Annotated in this window: 19 protein-coding genes; 11 read left to right on the forward strand and 8 right to left on the reverse strand. The window is 44.7% G+C overall.

Annotated elements, in window-relative coordinates:
* The first annotated feature begins 132 nt into the window (after positions 1-132).
* The 4 genes from pepE (at position 133) to SIO70_RS17820 (ending at position 6,715) form a co-directional block, all read left to right on the forward strand.
* Complete coding sequence (pepE, locus tag SIO70_RS17805) at positions 133-834, forward strand: dipeptidase PepE (protein ID WP_320572843.1); 702 nt, start codon at positions 133-135, stop codon at positions 832-834.
* A gap of 2 nt (positions 835-836) precedes the next feature.
* Positions 837-1,106 (forward strand): hypothetical protein, encoded by a 270-nt coding sequence (locus tag SIO70_RS17810; RefSeq protein ID WP_320572844.1) that lies wholly within the window; start codon positions 837-839, stop codon positions 1,104-1,106.
* A gap of 720 nt (positions 1,107-1,826) precedes the next feature.
* A complete protein-coding gene (locus SIO70_RS17815; RefSeq protein WP_320572845.1) occupies positions 1,827-5,105 on the forward strand; it encodes a SusC/RagA family TonB-linked outer membrane protein in 3,279 nt (1,092 codons plus the stop codon).
* Between the two features lie 38 nt (positions 5,106-5,143).
* Positions 5,144-6,715, forward strand: a complete 1,572-nt coding sequence (locus tag SIO70_RS17820) for a SusD/RagB family nutrient-binding outer membrane lipoprotein (protein ID WP_320572846.1) — start codon at positions 5,144-5,146, stop codon at positions 6,713-6,715.
* Positions 6,716-6,806: 91 nt separating this feature from the next.
* Here SIO70_RS17820 and SIO70_RS17825 read toward each other — a convergent pair whose 3' ends face one another.
* Positions 6,807-7,763, reverse strand: a complete 957-nt coding sequence (locus SIO70_RS17825) for an SRPBCC family protein (RefSeq protein WP_320572847.1) — start codon at positions 7,761-7,763, stop codon at positions 6,807-6,809.
* Positions 7,764-8,032: 269 nt separating this feature from the next.
* Here SIO70_RS17825 and SIO70_RS17830 point away from each other — a divergent pair, with 269 nt between their 5' ends.
* From SIO70_RS17830 to SIO70_RS17840, 3 genes are read left to right on the forward strand one after another with little or no spacing between them, the layout of a single operon-like run.
* The gene (locus SIO70_RS17830) at positions 8,033-8,491 is read left to right on the forward strand and encodes a carboxypeptidase-like regulatory domain-containing protein (RefSeq protein ID WP_320572849.1); all 459 of its coding nucleotides are present in this window, start codon (positions 8,033-8,035) and stop codon (positions 8,489-8,491) included.
* A 32-nt stretch (positions 8,492-8,523) separates the two neighbouring features.
* Positions 8,524-9,132 carry a RagB/SusD family nutrient uptake outer membrane protein gene (locus SIO70_RS17835; protein ID WP_414017930.1) on the forward strand — a complete coding sequence of 203 codons (609 nt, stop codon included), beginning with the start codon at positions 8,524-8,526 and terminating at the stop codon, positions 9,130-9,132.
* A gap of 16 nt (positions 9,133-9,148) precedes the next feature.
* On the forward strand, positions 9,149-9,346 hold the full coding sequence (locus tag SIO70_RS17840) for a DUF3823 domain-containing protein (protein WP_320572853.1): 198 nt from the start codon (positions 9,149-9,151) through the stop codon (positions 9,344-9,346).
* A gap of 292 nt (positions 9,347-9,638) precedes the next feature.
* Here SIO70_RS17840 and SIO70_RS17845 read toward each other — a convergent pair whose 3' ends face one another.
* Together SIO70_RS17845 and SIO70_RS17850 are read right to left on the reverse strand one after the other, a co-directional pair.
* Complete coding sequence (locus tag SIO70_RS17845) at positions 9,639-10,622, reverse strand: aldo/keto reductase (RefSeq protein ID WP_320572854.1); 984 nt, start codon at positions 10,620-10,622, stop codon at positions 9,639-9,641.
* A gap of 215 nt (positions 10,623-10,837) precedes the next feature.
* Positions 10,838-14,287 (reverse strand): gliding motility-associated C-terminal domain-containing protein, encoded by a 3,450-nt coding sequence (locus SIO70_RS17850; protein ID WP_320572856.1) that lies wholly within the window; start codon positions 14,285-14,287, stop codon positions 10,838-10,840.
* Positions 14,288-14,382: 95 nt separating this feature from the next.
* Here SIO70_RS17850 and SIO70_RS17855 point away from each other — a divergent pair, with 95 nt between their 5' ends.
* Positions 14,383-15,609, forward strand: coding sequence for a hypothetical protein (locus SIO70_RS17855; RefSeq protein ID WP_320572858.1), 1,227 nt, complete (start codon positions 14,383-14,385; stop codon positions 15,607-15,609).
* Positions 15,610-15,612: 3 nt separating this feature from the next.
* Here SIO70_RS17855 and SIO70_RS17860 read toward each other — a convergent pair whose 3' ends face one another.
* Together SIO70_RS17860 and SIO70_RS17865 are read right to left on the reverse strand one after the other, a co-directional pair.
* On the reverse strand, positions 15,613-16,023 hold the full coding sequence (locus tag SIO70_RS17860) for a response regulator (RefSeq protein ID WP_320572859.1): 411 nt from the start codon (positions 16,021-16,023) through the stop codon (positions 15,613-15,615).
* 5 nt (positions 16,024-16,028) lie between these two features.
* Complete coding sequence (locus SIO70_RS17865) at positions 16,029-17,303, reverse strand: sensor histidine kinase (RefSeq protein ID WP_320572861.1); 1,275 nt, start codon at positions 17,301-17,303, stop codon at positions 16,029-16,031.
* Between the two features lie 410 nt (positions 17,304-17,713).
* On the opposite strand from SIO70_RS17865, the gene SIO70_RS17870 reads away from it, so the two are divergent.
* A complete protein-coding gene (locus SIO70_RS17870; RefSeq protein ID WP_083722893.1) occupies positions 17,714-17,953 on the forward strand; it encodes a DUF3820 family protein in 240 nt (79 codons plus the stop codon).
* A gap of 6 nt (positions 17,954-17,959) precedes the next feature.
* On the opposite strand, the gene fabF is transcribed toward SIO70_RS17870, so the two are convergent.
* Together fabF and SIO70_RS17880 are read right to left on the reverse strand one after the other, a co-directional pair.
* Positions 17,960-19,192, reverse strand: a complete 1,233-nt coding sequence (fabF, locus tag SIO70_RS17875; RefSeq protein ID WP_320572867.1) for a beta-ketoacyl-ACP synthase II — start codon at positions 19,190-19,192, stop codon at positions 17,960-17,962.
* The gene (locus tag SIO70_RS17880) at positions 19,189-19,740 is read right to left on the reverse strand and encodes a TetR/AcrR family transcriptional regulator (protein WP_320572870.1); all 552 of its coding nucleotides are present in this window, start codon (positions 19,738-19,740) and stop codon (positions 19,189-19,191) included. Before SIO70_RS17880 ends, fabF begins: the two co-directional genes overlap by 4 nt.
* Before the next feature lie 250 nt (positions 19,741-19,990).
* Between SIO70_RS17880 and SIO70_RS17885 the strand changes: the two genes are divergently transcribed.
* Together SIO70_RS17885 and SIO70_RS17890 are read left to right on the forward strand one after the other, a co-directional pair.
* Positions 19,991-20,464, forward strand: a complete 474-nt coding sequence (locus SIO70_RS17885) for a DinB family protein (protein WP_320572872.1) — start codon at positions 19,991-19,993, stop codon at positions 20,462-20,464.
* A gap of 9 nt (positions 20,465-20,473) precedes the next feature.
* Positions 20,474-21,658: an aminotransferase class V-fold PLP-dependent enzyme gene (locus tag SIO70_RS17890; RefSeq protein WP_320572875.1), complete on the forward strand. Its 1,185-nt coding sequence runs from the start codon at positions 20,474-20,476 to the stop codon at positions 21,656-21,658.
* 150 nt (positions 21,659-21,808) lie between these two features.
* Here SIO70_RS17890 and SIO70_RS17895 read toward each other — a convergent pair whose 3' ends face one another.
* Positions 21,809-22,801, reverse strand: coding sequence for an L-histidine N(alpha)-methyltransferase (locus tag SIO70_RS17895; protein WP_320572877.1), 993 nt, complete (start codon positions 22,799-22,801; stop codon positions 21,809-21,811).
* Positions 22,802-22,806 lie beyond the last annotated feature (5 nt).

The raw sequence follows: 22,806 nt of genomic DNA on the forward strand, positions 1-22,806 counted from the left end.
TTCCTTCACTCACCAGTCAATACCCATGCGCCATGCTCAAAAGTGGCATTACAATCCCCACGATAACACCGATTACTTTTTTCATCATAGAACTAATATATACCTTTGCACCATAATATTAAACCAATATTCATGAAAAACGTTGTACTAGCCAGTACTTCTACACTTTACGGTGAAAAATACCTTCAGTACCTCCTCCCGGTCATGCAGGAACTCTTTGCCGGTATCGACGAAATCATCTTCATTCCTTATGCCCGTCCTGGTGGCATCTCGCACGATGAATATACTGCCCGGGCTACCGCCGGTCTGGCGACTATCGGCATCAATGTAAAGGGGCTTCATACTTTCGCAGATCCTGCACAGGCTATCCGCGAGGCCAAAGGCTTCTTCACTGGTGGCGGTAATACTTTCGTACTGGTAAAACAACTGCATGAACTCAGATTAATGGAGCTGCTCAGCGATGTTGTCTCTAAAGGCACACCTTATATAGGCGCAAGTGCCGGCAGCAATATCGGTGGTGTGAATATGCAAACGACGAACGATATGCCGATCGTATATCCGCCCAGTTTCCAGACTATGGGTTTAATGCCGTACAATTTAAACCCGCACTACCAGGAACCAACTCCCGGTGTACCACACATGGGTGAAACCAGGGAAACCCGTATACTCGAATTCCATACCCAGCAATCTATTCCAGTGATCGGTCTGCGCGAAGGCAGCTGGATCCGTATCAAAGGAAATAATATCCGCCTTGAAGGTTCCATGCCTGCAAAAATATTCGAACAGGGTAAAACACCTTACGAATTACAAGCAGGCAGTGACATTAAAATCTAATTATGATACTTAATATACGTTCCCTTCGCAGGCAGATCAAAGCACAGCGATACAAGGATATTCCTGTTACGCTTAGCCTGCTGTTTATTCCTGTGGCATTGTCCTTACTGATCACGGAGCAGGTCTACACCACATGCATCCTGTTATCTGTGTTCATAGCTGTTTACACAGCTGGTGCATTCGTGATAAAAAAGCGAAGACCATTATTTTTCAGGCCACTTCTCATTGCAGCCGCAATACTATTCGTGATTGTTTCAGAAAAGATCATTTAAGCAGAAAGAGGGGGTGTATCAAAAGTTAGATACACCCTCTTTTAATTCGGATACAGGGTAGCGTCAGATTCCATTTTATGTGGTGCCCAGGGGTTTCATTTATTAATAATAGCCCTCTTTTTAATATTTTTTTATCACAGTCTAATTATCTTTTCGCTTGTTTAACATTATGTTTTGTTAATTCTAAAAAGTTTACTTAAGTTTAACACATCATAATGATTTACTTCCTCTGAAACACCTTCTCCATCTAACCTTCTTCCTGTAGAGTTTTATTTCCATTTTATCCTAGCTGTAATCGTTGCGAAAAGACATGTGAATATTTGAAAGAACAATGAACATAAAAGAAGGGCAATCGCTTATTAAATCAAACAAGTAAAAATTTAGTCGTGTAATACCTACACTGATGGAATAATAATTTCCAAAATCTTCATTCGCTGCATGTTCCACGTGCAGTAAACAGGAAGCTATTATCAAAAAGACAATTCAACTGCATGTCATTCATGTGGTAAAGGGAAAACTATTTTCAAAATCAAAATGAACTGCATGAAACACGTGTAGTACCAGGGGAATTATTTTCATAAACAATTTAAACTGCATGCATCGCATGTAGTAAAGGGGATCCTTATATCAAATAATAAATATCACGCTGTGTTTACAACACAGCAGGGGGAAGTTTTTGCTTTAACACACTCTATATTATCAACAAAAATTAGCAACTCAATGCAAAGATCGTTTATTGTATGTACGGTCCTGTTTCTGCTATGCGCTTTCGGAGCCATTGCACAGGAAAAGAAAACAGTTTCGGGGTCTGTACAGGATGAAAAAGGCAACCCACTTGTGGGCGTAAGTGTGCAGGAAAAAGGTACCAGCAATGGTGCAAGTACCGGTGACGGAGGAAAGTTTTCATTGAAAGTCGCTCCTGGCGCTACATTGATCTTCTCGTACATTGGTTATCTGAAACAGGAAGTAGCAGCATCTGCCGCATCTTCTGTACAAATGGCACCCGATCAGACAGGCCTGAATGAAGTAGTGGTTACCGCTATGGGTATTAAAAGAGAAGCACGTGCACTCGGTTATGCTGTAAGCACCGTCAGTTCGAAAGAACTTACCAAGACAGGATCGACCAACTTTGCTTCTGCACTTTATGGTAAAGCAGCCGGTGTAAAGATCGTATCTGCTCCCGGTGGTGCTGGTAGTGCAGTATCCGTACAGGTAAGAGGTGTCTCTTCCTATGGGATGAATACACAACCTTTGTATGTAGTAGATGGTATCCCTATCCGTAACTTCAACACGCTGACTTCACAGTCATGGGGTACGACCAACAGTCGTATTGATGGAAACGGTGCACTTGACATCAACCCGGAAGATATCGAAAGTCTCACGATATTGAAAGGCGCCAGTGCATCTGCACTCTACGGTTCTGAAGCCACCAACGGTGTTGTGGTAATTACCACCAAAAAAGGTAGCAAAAGCAGGGGCCTTGGTGTAGATATCAATTACACCTATAACCTTGAGAACATTGCGAACAGTCCCGACTACCAGAACGAATATGGTCCGGGCTACGATGCACAGACCAACGTAGGGAATGGTATTGCTGACTATGAAGGCTGGGTGACCGATTCGGATGGTTCTACGCATCCTTACTATCGTGCTTACGCACAGTTTGGTCCTAAGTTCGACAACAGCTCAGTGAAGTACTGGGATGGTTCTACCCGTACCTATAAGGCCAATAAAAATAACTACAAAGAATTTTATCAGCAGGGTTATAACTCTAACCTGAATATAGCATTGTCAAATGCCAATGAGAATGGTAGTTATCGTATGTCTTATACCCGTACCGATTATAAAAGTATTATGCCAGGTAGCAACCTGAATAAAAACAACTTTAACTTTAACGGTACACTCAAGCTGAATAAAAAAGTGTCAGTGGATCTCGTATCTACTTACAACAATAATTTTACCCATAACCGCGCCTATGCGATGAGTAACATTTTCGGTTCATATGGCGGTTTCTTCAGCCGTATGGATGATATGGGTACATATTACGATAAGTACAAAACATCCAACGGGTATAAATATGTAATGTATAACAACAGTAACTATGATCAGGATGAGAAGTTAACTTACAACATACGTGCTACCAACCTGCTGGATTACCTGTATACCAATCTGCGTAACAGTTATGATGAAACACAAAACCGCTTCATCAACAGTATCACGCTGAATGTAAGTCTGCTTGACAACCTGAAATTCCGCGGCCGCATCGGTGGTGACTATACCGGCTGGAGCGCTGCTGATAAAGAACATAATACACAGCCGGCATCCGTGGGTTATACAGGGGCATATTCTTTGGAAACACGTAATAACAACGTGACATATGGTGACGTCCTGTTGACGTATAATCCTAAAATTAATAAAGACTTTGACCTCTCTGCCACAGGTGGTGCTTCCGGTAGAAAACAGACCTATACTTACCAGAAAACTTCAACGGCCGATGGTCTTGTAAATGAGAACTGGTTCAGCCTGAGCAACTCTGCCAGCACTGTTACTGCTTCTTCCGCAAGAGCCACGCAGTTGGATGTGGCTGCCTTTGGTATGCTTAACCTGAGCTTTAGGAATTACCTTTATTTGGAAGCGACCGGTCGCTATGAAGGTACTTCTACATTGCCATCCAATGTAAACTCTTATTTTTATCCATCCGTGAATGCAGGTTTTGTATTTTCTGATGTGGTTAAAATGCCTTCCTGGATGAACTATGGAAAGTTGAGGGCATCTTATGGACTGGTGGGTAACCATCCTGCTATTTATGCTGCGAATGTGGCTTATAACCAATACTCACTGGCATACGATGGTGCTACCATTCTTTATCAGCAGCCTAATGCTTCCGGGTTTGGTAATGAAAATATTGTATCTGAACAGAAACGTGAGGCGGAAATCGGTGTTGAAACCAGGTTCCTTGATGGTAAAATCGGCCTTGACCTGAGTTACTACAATAACAAGGTCAATAAACAAATACTTACAGCAAGTACGGCTCCTTCCAGCGGTGCTACATCAGCACTGGTAAATGCAGGTAGTATTTCCAACTACGGTGTGGAAGCAGCCATCAGTGCCACTCCAATAGAAACAAAGAATTTCCGCTGGAGTACCCGTTTCAACTTCGCAATCAACAGGAACAAGCTGACTGAATTGGGTAGTGGTCTTACCAGTCTTACCAATGATGTTGAAGGTGGTGGTTACCTGATCCTGCGCTCTGAAATAGGCGATGCGCTGGGTAATATTTATGTGCACCCCATGACGACGGATGCCAATGGTAACAAAGTGGTAAGTGATGATGGTTACTACACAGTAGATGCCAATTCTTACAAATACGTTGGTAACATTATGCCAAAGGTAGTGGGTGGTTTCTCAAACACTATCAGCTATAAAGCCTTTACATTAGACTTCACACTCGATTACCGCTTTGGTGGCAAGCTGGTATCTATCCCTACTTACTACCAGGTCGGCGCAGGTATGTTTAAGAGCACCCTGAAATACAGGGATGCAGCACATGGTGGTATCAGTTATGTTGCGAATGATGATGCAACTGCCGATTACACAGCCAGCGAAAGTGGTGACCGTCATGATGGTTTGATCCTGAATGGGGTAACCTCTACCGGTGCTACCAACACCAAGGTTATTACTGCGGCCGCGTATTACGAGAATACATTCAACTGGCGTACAGATGGTGATTATTCTGCTGCAGTATATAATAATAGTTATATCAAAGTTCGTGAAGTAGCATTTTCCTACAGCATGCCTAAAAAAGTCACACAGCGTCTGCATGTACAACAATTACAGGTGTCACTGATAGGTCGCAACCTGTTTTACCTGTACAAGTCGCTGCCTTATGGTTTAGATCCTGAAGTGGCAGTAGGTTCCAGCTGGGTGAACCAGGGGGTTGACAATGGTACTGCCGGTCCTACCCGTAGTCTCGGTGCCAGCCTGCGTGCGCGCTTCTAATTTTAATTGCTAAACTATTTGCCTAAATCAGATCACAAATGAAACGTCTATTCATAAATATTGCTTTCCTTACATTACTTGCGGGTACTTTCAGTTCCTGTAAGAAACAGTTGGAAGAGAATTACGCGAACCCGGAGTTGACCACCACCGGCTCCATGGGTAAATTGCTTTCGGGTATGTTCCTAAATAAAAGGATCCATCCTTCTTACTGGGACGGCTATACCTTTATTATGCCTTATACGGCCGGGTATGCACAGACTGCGGCTATTGATCCCACTGCCCAGATGTATATTCCATCTACGACATACACTGAAAACCGTTGGGTAGATTTTTACGATGGTGCTACCGGTACCGATTACAACTATTCCGGTCCCGGTATCATGAGCAATTATCGTGAAATGCAGGCTGCTTATAATGAATTGTCTACTTCACAACAGGAATTACAACAGGTATTCCTGAAGTGTGCAGAGGTGATCGTTTATGACCAGGCATCACAGATGATAGACCTTTGGGGAGATATACCTTTTTCACAGTCTAATTCCCTGAACTCAAGCAAGTCGCTCAGTTATGCAGCATTCGATGATGCCGCCAGCCTGTACGACACTATGATTACAAACCTGAAAGTGCTCAATACATACTTTGATACCGCTTCTATCGCTACTGCCACTAAAACAGAACTGGCAAAACAGGACCTCATGTTTTCCGGCGATCTGACCAAATGGCAGCGTTATGCAAATTCATTGCGTCTGCGTTTGCTGATGAGAATATCCAATTATGATGAGTCGACTGCAAAATCTGAAGTCACTACCATGCTGGCAGATGCAAGTACATATCCAATGATTTCTGCCAATGATTACAATGCGGTGGTCTGGATGAGCCCAAGTGCTTTAAAGAGTGATTTATATGATGTGTTCAGCGGTTACCCATACGCACCTGCTTACCTGCTGGATACGCTGATGGTCGCAAATGGTGATCCACGTACAGATGTGTTCTGGGATGCAGATGGTACCAATGGTTTCAAAGGATTCCCTTCCACTGGTACATCTACAGAATACGAAGCAGGTGGCTATGCTACATATGATTCTGCTACTTTCTTTTACAACTATAATATTCCGGCCGTGCTGATGACCGCTGCAGAAGTGAGCTTCCTGAAAGCGGAAGCAGATGAAAGATGGAGTCTCGGAACAGCGCAGACTGACTATGAAACTGGTATTACACAGTCTACCGCTTTCTATTATAGTATCAACAGCAATATGGTGCTGAAGAGTGGTAGCTGGACTGCCCTGACAGCACCTACAACTGCTACCATCAGTACTTACCTGCTGCAGAGCGATATCGCCTACAGCGGAACCACTACAGAAAAGCTGGCCAAGATCTACACGCAGAAATGGATGAACTTCTTCATTCTGCAATCGGGCCAGGCATGGGCAGAGTACAGAAGAACCGGTTATCCGGAGCTGAGCTTTGCTACATCCACTTCTTCCAGTGGTAGTACACCTCCAACCCGCCTACTTTATCCGTCTTCGGAACAACTGTATAACAGTGCTAACTATTCTGCGGTATCTGGTAACGATACCCGGGATACGAAGATCTTCTGGGATGTTAATTAGATAAGTAGAGATAAGTGTTTAGTCAAACGGGATGTATCTTCTGGTACATCCCTTTTTTATTATTTTGAGTGGATTTAAAACTTTTTTCCCTTTAATTCTCGCATCTTGTCTTCAGCACCTGCAATATATTCCCCTGTATATCCTTCATTATCCACCCTGCCCATACACTCGCATAAAAATTAAACGTCGTATTCAACTTGAAATGACTATACAAATGCACCCTGTAATAATCCTTACCTAACTGCTCTAACTCATACGTTCCATTCAGTACATCAAAAAATTCCCCGCCTATCACAATATGTTCATCCATCGTAGTGGAAGGAATCTCATAAGGATTCGCTTTTATCGTAAATACCATTTTCTGCTGCGCTACATACTCCGTTACTGTTTCATGAAACACTAATCCTCCTGTAAATATAGCTTCACGCACGCCGCCTACACCTGTATAATCCAGCTCTGCTTTTACAGGCCTTGGAAAATCCAGCGCCTTTGTCAGCCACCCCTTATCCTGCGAAGCAGGGATCTCCCTGACCCTCGTTACATTCTCCCAGATCTTTTCTGCCGGTGCATGAATATCAATATGTGTATCCGCTTTATACCTGCCCGGGATAGCTCCGATCAGATGCTCCACCGGCGCTATCACAAACGGCAATAGCACCATTACCAGCGACACCTGCAATTTGTTTTTATCTTTCAGTTTATAATGCCTCGCTATCAAGCCCCCAATAGAACTCAAAGCCAGAAATAATGGCATCGCCATGACCCAGCATCCCCAACCTTCTGTTTTAAACAGCAACGTGATTATCATAAAAACAGTCACTGTCAACCACGGCATCAATACACTATAAGTTCTAGTCAATACATCTTCTTTTCTGGAAACAAAAACCGTCAAAGCCCCCATGCCCATCGGTACCCCAAAGAGGAACCCTACTGTCATCAATCCCCATAACCCTTCCATAGTTCCGGAACTGAAAATAAAATGAGATATTATCGCTACACAAACTGGTACAAGTATAACCCCTACCACCCGCAATGCATTTTTTATCATATAGGTATAATTTCTAAATCATAAATATAATCCAATCTTTATTTTCCCAAAGAACCGATTTATAATTGTTCTAATGACAATTATATTTTAAATTCACCCTGAAATTACCCGTTATAGAAAAAAAACATTCTGACTAATAGTAGCACTGTACGTAGTTAAACCGATGATTCATACGAATTAAAAACCCGGTTGCATCAGCATGGAAGGGCCCTTGCCATGCTATTCACCCTCCATCTTACATTTCCACTTAAACGTAAAAAAAAGACGTTATGAAATTGCTTTACGCTTTTTTAGCGTTGCTGCTGCTCGATTACGAACGGGCATACCCTCAGCAGCACGATCTGCTAACTTTTCACGGCATTGTCACCGATTCTGCCAATAACCCGATTCCCGGTGCCACCATCGCCGTCAAAAATGGTAACAAAGGCGTGGTGACCAAACCCGATGGCACCTTTTCACTATCCGCCCTTCCCGGAAGCGTGGTAACCGTCAGCATCATCGGTTACCAGACCCGCGAAGTCACCCTCTCCGGCAGCAGCCGTATCCAGATCTCCATGACCTCCCTGGCCAGTAACCTGACCGACATCGTCGTGGTAGGTTATGGTGTGCAGCGCAAAGCATCCGTTACAGGTGCCGTAAGCACCTTAAAATCGGACGATCTCGTACGTACATCATCTACCCCGGCACCACTTTTAAAGGCTTACCACTATCTATACAGGCAGGTGTAACTGTATGGAACGATACCCGCAACGCCTACGATATCGTAGAAGGCAGCGACCTTGGCACCACTTACACAGATGGTAAATTGCTGACAGGTACCTCCGGTCCTCACCGCTCTATACAGGAAGTTTCCAACACAGGGTTCTACCTGAAAAAGTTGATTGATCCGAATGATAAAACCAGTACCCGTGGTGTACAAAGTGATGTATGGTGGGTATGGTTCAGGCTCGGGGAAGTCTATCTCAATGCAACAGAAGCCGTCTTTGAATTAGGTCAGACCGGCATAGCGTTGAATTATATCAATGCCCTGGGCGAACGTGCCGGTTTCCCTGCGAACAGTGTGACCGTGTTAACGAATGAACGCATCCGCAATGAACGTCGGGTCGAACTGGCTTTTGAAGACCACCGGTTATGGGATCTGAAACGCTGGCGTATTGCAGACAAGGTATGGAATGGCAGCACGTCCGGTGCCGATGCCGTGATCTATGCATTGTATCCTTACAGGGTGATCCGCCCCGGAAATACGCATGATGGCAAGTATGTGTTTGTAAAAATGGTAGCGCCCCGTTTCCGCGCACCCCGCTTCTTCCAGCTGGGTACTTACTACACAGCTCACGGCGACTGTTTCCATACAACAAATCAACAATAACCTGCCACTGGAATCAGTGAATCTTTATATTGGAAATACCAATATTGTAGACCAGGTGAACAACATCAAAAGTACAGCTGTCACGCCTGATATATCAGGGCCGGTTACGATACAACTGACCTTGCCTGCGGATGTGGCGTATTTTGTAAGGGTAGGGGTGAAGACGGCAGGTGTAGCTGAACAGGTGTATTCTGAAGTAAAAAAAGTAGAATAAAAAAAGAACGTGTATTAAAAATAAATAAACGCCCTCAGAAGTGGCTGGAGGACTACCTGTCCCCAAAAAAAGGGCCGTATTTTACTTAAGATACGGTCCCTTTTTCGAATAAATGGCTGTTCCTTAATAGCGATATACCAAAAAGATCGTTATGTCAGAAGAACCAAATTATATAAGAAGAAAACAAAGTGATTACACTATGACCCGATAGCTCCACATCGTCAAAGAAGTTGAGAAAGGGGCGGCTAAAGGTTGCCGGAGCGCAACGACTGTATGGGATTCCGGGTAGTGCTTACCTGCCCTGCAGGTCTGCCATGCTTGTGGGATAGCGTTCTCCCTGAAGGCTGATGCTGTCCAGGACCTTATTGATATTAGCTAAATCATCATCGTTTAAGTGGATGTTTACACCACCTGTATTTTCTTCTAAGCGGGTCATTTTAGTAGTTCCCGGAATGGGCGCAATCCATGGCTTTTGTGCCAGCAGCCATGCCAATGCAATCTGTGCTGGCGTTGCGTTATGTTCTCCCGCAATCTTTGTTACAAGGTCAACAATGGTTTGATTCGCTTCCCGGTTTTCTTTGGTAAAACGAGGAAGGATATTTCTGGCATCGGTCTTGTCAAATTCAGTGTCCGCATTCATCTTACCGGTTAAAAATCCTTTTCCCAACGGGCTAAACGGAACGAAGCCAATGCCCAATTCTTCAAGCAATGGAATAATTTCATTTTCAGGTTCGCGCCAGAACATAGAGTACTCGCTTTGCAGGGCTGCCACTGGTTGTACGGCATGCGCTCTGCGTATACTTTGCACGCCGGCTTCACTCATACCGAAGTGTTTTACTTTGCCTTCGGCAATCAAATCCTTTACGGTTCCGGCAACGTCTTCAATAGGCACATTCGGGTCCACGCGGTGTTGATAAAACAAGTCGATATAGTCGGTTTGCAGATACCGGAGCGAGTTTTCCGCCACCTGCCTGATGCGTTCCGGGCGACTATCCAAACCATCTGTATTCCTGCCGTTTTTAAAGCCAAACTTGGTAGCGATGATTACTTTATCTCGTACATCGTGCAATCCTTTACCTACCAATTGTTCATTGGCGCCTTGTCCATATGCTTCTGCGGTATCAAAGAAAGTAATGCCCGATTCATAAGCTTTTTTAATGAGTGCAATGGCATCTTTTTCATTTGTTGCCGGACCATAACCATGGCTTAATCCCATGCAGCCGAAACCAAGTTCGGACACTTCTAATCCTGAGGTTCCTAATTGTCGTGTTTTCATTTTGTATGTTTTCTGCTGCAAAATTGTGAAGAAAGGGCGAGCCGTTTTGTATACGGATTACGGGTTTTCCTACCAATATTACTGATTGGGAAGGCTGGTATCAAAAGGGCCCGCCTTTACAGCGAACCCTTTCAATATTATTTGAGAACTTAAAAACGAAAATACAGTAGCAAGAATTCTGCATCACTATTCCAGGACAGGTCAAAATATCGATCTTATTTTACCAATAGCACCGTTCCTTTTATCTGTGCATTGCCAGCTTTGATGTAGTAAACATAAGCACCCGGTTTCGCATTCGCACCATCCCATCCAAAGGACTTATCATTCGGCACACCCTGATGTCTTTCAAACACTTTATTCCCCCACCTGTCAAAGATCAGGAAGTCGTCAATAGCAATAATGTCTTTAGAACCGATAATATAAAATACATCATTCACACCATCCCCGTTTGGACTAAAGGCATTTGGCATAGAGAACAGGTCTTTCACGGAGGTATGTACATATACAGAAGCAGTATCCGTGCAGAAATATTCATTCTTAATAGCCAGCGTATAGATCACTGAAGATACTGCATGTACAGTAGGGTAGAGACAATTTGTACAGGATAGACCTGCTGCAGGTGTCCAGGTAAGCGTAGCTGGCAATTCGCCGCCTGTGAGCATCGGGGATAGTTGTATATCCTGGAATCGGCCTACTTCCAGTACATGTGGTTCAAAACCCACTGTAAAAGGAGAAGTATATGCCGCATCGCTGTTATTCGTATAGTCAGTCTCTTTTAATAAAGCATTCGCATTCACCACCGCATATAACTCTCCGCTGAATGGCGTGCTTACTACCTGCGTGTAGGTATGACAGCTACCTGCAGTAGCAGCATCGTTATAAAACAATGGTTTTAATAAGGAATCGCCATCATAGAAGGATACGGTCAGGTCTTTCGGAATACTGTCGTAGCCATTGCCGGTGCAGATCTCAAAGGTAACGATGGTATGGGTGTTGTCATAACATTTCACATCAGAAATGGTCATGGTCAGATCTGGAGGAATTAATCGTACAATAGCTGATACCGATAAATTACAACCGTAAGCGTTTGTCATAACAGCATAGATACCGGCACTGTCTCTGACAGTGATGGTAGGTGTGGAAGTTGTAGCCCCCAACAGACTATTTGCACCTTCTGTACGCCATGCATAAGTTGCAGCTGTAAAATTGCTCACCGCAGTATTCAACGTATACGAAGCACCCCGCATCACCGTTGTATCCGCAGGCAGTATACTGCCTGCAGGCAATGTATACGTACCAGCGGCCGTATTATTTGTCGTATCTGTTTCTGCCCATGTACCTGTATTCACTTTGATACTGAAAGGAGAAACGCCTTTTAAAGTTATATGGTAGGTTTCACAGGCATCAGCACTATATGCAGCAATGGTGTAGTTATTCCCAATCAGCAAACCATTTCCATCATAAAAACTCAGGTTTAGATCCTGTGGTACATTTCCCGCAGCGTAGTTATTACACACTTCAAATGTGATATACATACTATCATTCCGGGCACATTCTGTGCTCAGCACATTAGCCGTATAGTCATCTACAGGGGCAATGTGTATGGTAGTAAATGTGGTATCATAACAATTGTTCCCATTCGTCACTTTCACTGTTTGCTGGTACAAAGTATCCTTACGATATGGTGCTGTGAAAGTAGTGGTCGTACAATTATCACAACTTACATACGTAGTGGGTGTCCATGTTACACTATTGATCGTACCGCCAGATATTACTGCTGGTGTCAGGTCAATGGTCTCCGCAGGTGTCATGGCAATATCGGCAGGTGTGAGCTGGATCCTGAACCGGTAATTAGTCATCATGGCGGTGTTCGTGCCAAATTTAGCAATCAGGGTATCTGCATATGCATTCAGTATAAATGTTTCCAGGTAAGATGCGCATTTTCCTTTCAGATCGTAAGGCAATAAATAAACACCAATGGAATCATGGGTGCCATTATACAAAGTAATAGGCGTACCCTTTGGAATCGTCTGGTAACCGAAGTTGTAAAAGTATAAAGAGATCTGTAACTGCGTCTGATTATAACAAGCTACACTGTTCAGGTATACGTGTCCATCAGCGGTAGGGTCATCGACTACGATCGTTACGTAGTGGGTCGTATCATAGCAACTGCCATCAGTTGCAATGAGTCTTACCTGGTAAGTACCTGGTGTCTGAAACACATAAGTCAGATCCGCAGTAGTCGCTACTTCCGTTTCACTGGCACCCAGTTTTATTCTCCATGAATAGCTGCTGGCATTGATAGAACGATTTGTAAACAACACACTATCCAGTTCTACACCTGCTTTGGAAGCGATCTTTCTTTTGTCAGGATAAAACCGGGCAGTCACCCCACAGCTCACCTGTAGTATATCCTGCATGCTGCTAAAACAACCGGAGGCATCGTAGGCACGTAATACTACCACATAGTTTTTCTTCTCAGTTACATGTAGACTGAAGCTGGCTCCTGTACTCACCACCACATTATCCACCAGCCACTGATAGGTAGTTGCGCCGGTAGAAGTATTAGTAAAATTCACCGTACTCCCCATCAAAGGATAATCTGCATCTTTCGTAAAATCCGCTACAGCGGCGGTAACGCAGGGTGGATTACACAACGTACTGCCGATCATTCCCGTCAGACTACTCCCGATAAAATCACGCATACGCTGTGCCTGTCCTTCTGTAAACGACATGGTACAACCCGTACCGCCACCATAGTCCATAAAGTTATCCGGCAGGTCCGGTACATCAGTACTAAAACCAGATAAGGTGTCAGTATTACATGAATTCTCGGGATTACTACAGGGGAATCCTCCATTGATAGATTTATCTGGTGGCGTATCGCACACCATATCTCCATCGGTGGTGCAATCATCATTTTTACAGTCCTGGTTGGCAAAAGTATGAATGAGGCTGAGGTAGTGTCCCATTTCGTGCGCTACCAGGTCTACCCCCAATCCAGATACGACTACATCGCCGCCAGCGCTGGCATAGCCGGCCATGTGCATACGGGTCCAGGCGCCGCACTCAAATGTTTGCAGGAACTCGGATTTGATACCGGATACGACCCAGATATTGATATAGCGGCTACCATCCCATTTACCAAGGGCGGTGAGTGCATCTCCTTCCATATCCGCGTCAAAATCAGCGAGATAAGATTTTGTACGTAGTATCCCGGTGGTAGCGCCGCCATCAGGGTCGGTTTTGGCAAGGCAAAATTGTATACGGGTATCCGTTCTTGCTCCTGCAAATGCACCGGTTTTGCCATAGGCATCGTTCAGTGCCGCGAGGGCATCCGTTACATCCTGGTCCGTAATGGAAGCGGGATCTTCGTTGATAATATGAAAAACGACAGGCAATGTATAATCTGCCGCAGCTAACCTGTTAGTATTCATCAGGATAGCATGATTGGTCTTCTTTTCTTTTTGTCTGAAAGCGGTGCTTTGGCGCCATGTATTCATCATCATATCCGTACCACATGAACGGGGATTGATAGATAACCATCTGGCTGTAAGAGAAGGTTGTCCAACTACCTGAGGAACTGGATATTGTGCTCTTAGAGATATGGCGTACAACAGGCAGGTACAGGATAGCAGGCACCTTTGCAGGTTTTTCTTAGGCATAGGTTCTTAGTCGTGGTTATGATCGATAAAGATAAACAGAAATTCTCCTTGCTATGTCAATTATAATATATTATTTTTATTCAAAATGCCGGCTGATGGACCTTGAAATACTGAAGCAAGAGTTACTAACCAGGTGGAAAAATGCATTTAATGAGCGATCCCTTCTACCTGCGTATAAAGCGAAGATCCTGACCGAGAAGTATGTGCCTGGATTCAGATATGATCTGAAAGACTATGGAACCCAGGCATTTATGCTGCCTGAAGGGAAAATATTCCCCGAAGCCCGTGCCAGAGAGATCAATGACTATCATTTTTATGGATTTGGAGAGGATGGAAAGCCCATTTATACTGCATTTCGCCATGTGGTGAATAATATAAACTGGGAAGGATATTATTCTTATAGTGACGATGTTGTTGAGTATGTTGAATATTGCATTACAGAACATACACAAATACCTTCCTGTATAAAACGAATGCTTTACAAAGATGGCAGAAAGGTAGGATGGCAATCTCTCCTCGTCAATACCCGGGGCAGTGCCAATAACTATGGCGGAATGAGTGCCGACGAGATGATCACTGATATGCTGGAAGATCATTATTCCCTCTTTATCAGCATAGAGGAATACAATTGGGAGAATGACCGCATCCTCACTGCCGACGGCCTGGGTATGGCCCCCGGACACGGAGAGTTCCATTATATTCAGCACTATACGTACACACCCGATGGCCAGCTGGACGAAATCAGGGCCATTTGCGAAACGGGTACTGAGCGGCTTACCTGGGTCAGACCTGATGATGACCTGAACATACAGGCACTGGAAGAAGAAGTGACTGAAAAGCTCGCCGAAGCCATCGTAGATACGCTTGCTGCATCCCGGATCGAAACACCGCTATCTCTGCTGGAAATCAACTACCATGAAATAGCTGAATATATTCCTTCCCTTTCACCACGCTCACAGGCTTTTACTACTGAAATCTCCCGCCGTCATCAGGACGAAGACATCTTTGACCTGATTTTTTTATCGACAGAGATGGATCACCCGTATATGCCTATCCGTACGGAGAAATTTGAACGGCCTTTCAAGCAGTTCATGCAGATCATAGAGCGCGAAGAGAAGTGGGAAATAGCCGCGGGCATGCTGCGCAAAGTAGCGTGGTTGCTCACGACAAATAAGTTGTACAATCGCCTGCCGGTGAGTGATGATTTTGCAGCGTATGCGATCGACTGGGAATCAGATATGGAAGAGTTTGAGCGAATTTTGAGGGAATGCGGAGTCGTACCGGATGTAATATCATCCTGGCAGGAAAAAGGGTGGTTGTAATTTTTAAGCGTTAAAATATGCATCGAGAATGTCTTCCATTAACCCGGTCGTCAATGGTTTGTTTCTAAACCCGGATACATCAGGATGACTTATAGCCCGTTGATGATCATCGGGGTTCATAGACGTTGTGAGCATTACTACGACTACCTGTCCTTTTTCCTTATCGCCCAGTTTGTTATATTCATCGAGAAATTCCCAGCCATTCAGGGCCGGCATATTTATGTCCAGCAAAATGAGGTCAGGCTGACCCTGTGGAGTTTCTTTGCAGGCTTTCAGGTAATCAAGAGCTTCCGCTCCATTCCAGGCCACATGCACATGGTCCGCACAATCCATTTTTTTAATCACCATCTGGCTGATGAAATTGGTGGCTTCATCGTCTTCAACTAATAGGATGGAATGTAGTTTTCTATTCATGTGGTTTATGCTAAAATTGTGAAATAAAATTGACTGCCGTTGCCAGGTGTGGAGGTAAGCCAGATCTCGCCACCGTGAAGGGAAACGATCTTTTTACAGTGAGCCAGTCCAATGCCAGTACCTTCGTATTGGAGTTTATTGTGCAGGCGTTGAAAGATCTCAAATACCTTTTCCTGATAGCGTGGTGCAATGCCGATTCCATTGTCTGCAAACATGAATTCGTATTCATGTTCTCTTTTCACACAGGTAATACGGATCACAGGAGGTACATCCTGCTGTCGGAACTTAATCGCATTACTCAGCAGATTTTGAAATAATAATTTCAGTTCTATTGGGTAGGCATGTACGATAGGTAAGTTTTCCATAATCACCTGTGCCTTGCTCTCGTGGATGGCCGTACGCAAATCGTCTACTACCGTCAGGATGATCTGGCTACAATCTACAGCTTCCTTCTGCTTCACATTGCCGATACGTGAGTAGTCCAGCAGGGCTTTGATCAGGTCACTCATACGATTACTTGACTGGCGGATAAAGCGAAGATAGTTGTCTGCGTTTTCATCCAGTTTGCCGGTATATTCCGTAGCCACCAGTTCTACCAATGTGCTGATAGAGCGTAATGGTTCCTGCAGATCGTGCGAGGCGATGTAAGTAAATTGTTCAAGTTCCCGGTTCTCCATTTCCAGTTTACGAAGGTATAACTGGGTCTGGTCTTCCATCTGTTTCCGTTCGGTGAGGTCGCGGGTGATTTTGATAAACCCGGTTAACTCCCCTTCATTATTGTGAAGGGCAGTGATAGTCACACCACTCCAGAACAGGGTACCGTCTTTTCGTACCCGGTAGTCTTCGTTTTGAACGCGACCATCCTGGATAGCTGTGGATAAGAGTATTTCAGGTACACACTCAGCTCTGGCAGCTGGGGTGTAAAAGATCCTGAAATTTTTGCCTATGATTTCCTGTGCGGTGTAACCTTTGATGCGTTCCGCACCTTTGTTCCAGGTCAGGATATTTCCGTCAGGATCGAGGGTGATGATCCCATAGTCCTGGATTTCTCCTACCAGGCTGGAATATGATTCCTGTGATAACTTTAATAATTTTTCGGTAGCTGCGAGTTTGTTTTCAACTTCTCTGAGCCGTTCGCCTAGTGTGGTAATGCTATTCCTCAACAGGTCTATACTCAGATCATCTTCTTCAAGCAGATCCTTTTCGGCTTGTTTAGAATGAATATATCGCAGTAGTATTTCGTACAATTCGGCTTTGCTCTGCCTGATCTCTTGCTCCATTGCCCCTGTTTTTTTTAGTGTCATGCTGGCCTGAAAAGGTAAAACCGGTTACAGACATAGATATCTGCAACCGGCTATTCTCATAACCACTCTTCTGGGGGGATGTTTAAATCAAAAAGTTCACAAAAATGCAAAATGAAATGTGCCTTTTTGTACAAAGCTGTTGCAAATAGGTATAGACACTGCAGGTAAGATTCACACGACTATTTCCAGATATTAATTGGTAATGAATTCGTTAATTTGTCCCTTTATGTATTTTCGCCAGCTATCGGCAACGGCTTGTAAAATTCCCTTTATTTCAATATATCTGCTTAGATAGATATAGATATTTTTTAATAATTATGGTATATACGGATGTGGCGGAAAAATGGATTTAAATTCAAAAAAATATATTTGCAAAAAGTAAGCTTATGGAAATAGCAGGACCGGATCCGGAGATCTTTAAACAGTTGGTAACGATGAGAATGCCATTTGGAAAATACAAGGATGTGCTGCTGTGCGATTTGCCGGTGTCTTACCTGGAGTGGTTTAATCGGGAAGGATGGCCGAAGGGAAAGCTGGGGATGTTGCTAAGTACGATGTACGAAATCAGGCTAAACGGGTTGATGGATTTGTTAAAGCCTTTGAGAGGCGGTACTCTCAAAGGCTGATGATATTTATAAAGCTTTAAAGACCACAATGCCATTGTGACCTCCGAAACCAAAGGTATTACTCATTGCGACGTTAACCTTTTTTTCTACTGCACTACCTAGTATGATATTGAGTCCTGCCGGAATAGCAGGGTCCAGTTCAGTCGTATTGATGGTAGGTGGGATTACTCCATTTTTGATGCTTAATATAGAAGCAATTGCTTCTATAGCCCCGGCAGCACCTAAAAGGTGACCGGTCATGGACTTGGTGGCACTGATGGCGACAGATGGATCAAGCAGCCTGGTAATAGCCGCAATTTCACTCAGGTCGCCTACGGGTGTACTGGTAGCGTGTGCGTTCAGATAATCTACCTGGGAGGGGTTTAAACCACCATCTTCCAGCGCTCTTTTCATAGCTTCGTAGGCACCAAGACCTTGCGGATGAGTAGCGGTCATATGGTAGGCATCGGCAGTCATAGCAGCACCGGCTACTTCTGCATAGATGTGTGCACCTCTCGCTACAGCATGTTCGTATTCTTCCAGCACCAGTGCGCCGGCGCCTTCACCCATCACGAATCCATCTCTGCCGGTATCAAATGGTCTGCTTGCATGGGCAGGATCATCATTGCGCTGCGACATGGCTTTCATGGCACAGAATCCACCTACTGAAGCCTCCGTGATCGGCGCTTCAGAACCGCCGGTGATGATCACTTTGGCCTTGCCCCAGCGAATGTAATTGAGTGCATCCATAATGGCCGTATTGCTGGTAGAACAGGCAGATACGGTGGTATAGTTGATACCCATTAACCCGAAGCGGATTGAGATCATACCTGATGCCATGTTCGCAATTAATTTTGGCACAAAGAAAGGATTGAACCGCGGCTGATAATTATTCTCTACATATTCTTTTACCTGGTCTTCAAAGGTCTGCATACCACCCTGACCTGAACCCCAGATCACCCCTGTATCGAATGGGTTCATGGTGGCAAAGTCAATCCCAGAATCGTCTACCGCCTGTTGGGCGGCAATGAGTGCGTATTGGGTAAACGGATCCGTTTTCCTGATATCATTTTTATCTAAAAATTGTGTTGGATCATAATCCTTGATCTCGCAGGCGAATTGCGTTCGAAACTTACTGGCGTCGAATTTTGTGATCATCGCAGCGCCGCTTTTGCCCGCCAGCAAATTGTCCCAGAAGGCTTTCACGTGATTCCCGATAGGCGTGATCGCGCCTAAGCCGGTGATAACTACTCTTTTCATAAAATATCGTCTAATAATTGTTTGCTGATTTTTTCAAATGCGGTTTCTCCCATAACACGGCTGAGGAGGAGAGAAGCGAGCAGGTTGGAAACGATTAATAATGCCCGGTCCCCGGCGGTGCCTTTGAAGTGAAAGATACCCTTTTTTTGCCCGTTTTCGAGACATTCTGTAACCCAGGCTATGACAGAAGCACTGAATTGTCGCAGGCGCACCTGCATATTCTCAGGCAGGGTATTGTAATCCGGGGATAGGGATCCCATGATACAGACCATGTGAGCATCGCATTTGTTCTCGAAGGAAGCGATGAGATGGCGCAGTTGCTGATCTTCCGGCAGGGCTTCCCAGTTGGCAATTCCCCTGTTCATCCAGGTGATTTCCTGGTCAATGACGGCCATGCCAAGGTCGGCCTTGGTGGGAAAATAATAGTGAACGGCGGCATTCTTAATGGCCAGCGGATCAGATATATCTTTGTAACTGAAGGCGTTAAAACCTTTTGTTTTGATCAGCTGGTCTGCCAGGCCGACTATTTTTTCTTTGGTGTCCTGCATGCGTGCAAAGATACTTACTTATTAGTAAGTAAACAAGTGGCAATAACTAAGTCATAGGATAGCTATAGTGTAACTTCGATATAATACCGTCACTATAAGAGTATCATAAGTACACTATAACGTCACCATAAGGGCACCTCATTATCCCTGGGATATTGAAGTGACCTTATGGTGACCTTTTGGTAACGAAGTTGTATCGAAGCTGTATCGGCTTGGCACCCTGTTTGACGCCTATTCCAAAAAGCATACAATGGCACAAAAAGAATTCATTCAATCATTAGAAGAGCTACTCACTGGCAGTCATGCCCATGTCTCATTCGATGATGCCGTAAAGGGGGTACCTGAAAAAATAAGAGGAATCGTACCGGAAAACATGCCTTACAGCATCTGGCAACTGGTAGAACACATTCGTATTGCCCAATGGGATATATTGGAGTTTTCAAGAAATCCCGGTCATCAGTCTCCACCCTGGCCAGAAGGTTACTGGCCTAAGGAGCCGGCGCCAAAAGACGACGAAGCCTGGAAGCACAGCATCGCCCAGATCAAAAAGGATTGCGCAGAATTTATTAAATTGCTCAAACGACCTGATGCAGATCTTTTCGAGCCTTTTACGCATGGAGATGGGCAACACCTCTTTCGCGAAGCGCTGCTGATTGCTGATCATACCAGTTACCATACCGGCGAAATTGTGGCTGTGAGAAGAATGTTGGGGGCGTGGAAATAAATAAATACCATGGACATCGCTAACCTAAGGGCAGATACACCCGGCTGCCAGACCAAAGTACACTTTAATAATTCCGGCGCTGCTTTACCACCTTACCCGGTATTGCAGGCCATGCAGGATTATCTTGCTGAAGAAGCTAATTTTGGAGGTTATGAAACAGCGGCAGCCAATGCAACTGCCCTCAACCGTTTTTACCTGGCCGCAGGAAGATTGCTGAATGCTTCTGCAAAGAATATTGCATTTACCAGCAGCGCGACAAACAGTTTTGCGCGGGCGCTTTCGTGCATTCCATTTAAGAAGGGAGATGTGGTGGTGATTGCCAATGAAGATTATGCGAGTAACCAGTTGCAGTTCCTTTCGCTGGAAGAGCGGTTTGGGATAGAGCTGGTACGCGCACATAGTATGCCGGAAGGTGGTGTGGATGTGGATCACATGGCATCATTAATTCGGGATAGAAATCCCAGGCTCGTGTCACTCACCCACGTTCCTTCAAATACCGGTTTGATCCAGCCTGTGGCAGAAATAGGAAAAGTATGCCGTGAGCTGGACATCCCTTATCTGGTAGATGCGTGTCAGTCAGCCGGACAATTACCATTGGATGTAGAAGAAATAGGGTGTGATTTCCTTTGTGCTACGCTGCGTAAATACCTGCGTGGACCAAGGGGTGCGGGATTTTTGTATGTGTCTGACAGGATATTGCATAAACCCTGGTATCCGTTGTTTTTAGATATGTATGCAGCTACCTGGACGGATGATGATACCTTCGTTCCGGCATCAGATGCAAAACGCTTTCAGGACTGGGAGCAGTCTTATGCATTGATAGCAGGTGGTTATGCCGCTGTACATTATGCCAATGAAATCGGGTTACAAAATATTGCGGACCGGAATAAATACCTGTGCGGGTTGTTGCGTCCACGGTTGGAATCCCTGCCGGGTGTAACACTGTTGGATAAAGGAAAGGAACTGGCCAGTATCATCACCCTGTCTGCACCGGTCAGTGATCCGCAATGGCTGTTGACTTCACTGCGTGAGCGAAATATAAATACAGCCATTAGCGTTACATCCAGTGCGTTGATCGATTTTAAATCAAAGGGTGTGAACTGGGCGCTGCGCATATCTCCGCATTATTACAATACGGAAGATGAAATTGATATTTTGCTGGATGCGCTGGAGTCAATATTTGCGAACCCATAAGGGAGGCATCTACCAAATGGAAGTGGGTGTATAAAAAATAGAAAAGAACTCTTCAGAATTGCATTAAAGGACTACTTATCTTCATTAGGCACCCGAATAAAAAGCGGCCGTATCTTACTGCTGATACGGCCGCTTTTTATTGCATTTATTTTACGCCTGCCATAAACTATCTACAAACCAGCCTTTCCTGTCCGTAAAGTGCGCGATGGGCTCAAAGCCTGCCTGTATGGCCAGTTTTTCTGATTCATCCAGACTGTACTTCTGGGAGATCTCCATGAAAATAGTTTCATGCTTTTTAAACCCGATTGTCTTATTTAAAAGATGCACTTCCTGATCCTCCAGACTCACAAGATAGCTTTTGCAGGCGCCTGTACCCGGATCGTACGTAGGGTAGTGGTCGAATTTTGACAGGTCAAAATCAGCCTCCATTTCCCTGTTAATCCTGGTGAGGAGGTTCAGGTTAAACTCGCGCGTAATACCTTCTGAATCATTGTACGCATTCAGAATAATCTGCGGATGCTTCTTCAGATCGAAACCTGTGAGCAGCATATCGCCGGGTTGTAAATAATTGCGCAGCTGGCGGCAGAACTTACGGGTTTCTGCAGGGGTGAAGTTGCCGATATTGCCACCCATACATAGTACGACTTTAGGTCTTGCCGATAGTGTCTGTACCATTCGCAGCATCTCGAAATATTCACCGTGCAGCCCATGTACCTGCAACGCCGGTAGGTGCTCAGGCAGGTTTTGCTCCAGTTGACTGATCACATTTGCACTGATGTCAATGGGGTAGTAAGTGAAAGAGTGATCTATATGTAGTAATTCCTGTAAGAGGTGTACGGACTTGGTCGCATCGCCTGCACCTAGTTCTACAACATCGAAAGTATCTGTGAGCGATGCAATCAGCGCACTGATCTGCGCGGATTGTTCCTGCATAATTTCCATTTCACAATTCGTCGGGTAGTATGCCGGACAAGCCATGATACGCTGAAAGATGCGGTCTCCGTTGTCATCATAAAAATACTTAGCGTCGAGATATTTATCTTTTGCACTCAATCCCTGCAGTACATCACGATGAAAAACGGGCAATTGTTCCAGCTTCGGGGTCAATACAGTGAAAGCATTCATTACAGAGGTGGTAGCCATAATGT

It is taken from the genome of Chitinophaga sancti (assembly GCF_034087045.1).
In the GTDB taxonomy this organism is placed as follows: Bacteria; Bacteroidota; Bacteroidia; order Chitinophagales; family Chitinophagaceae; genus Chitinophaga; species Chitinophaga sancti_B.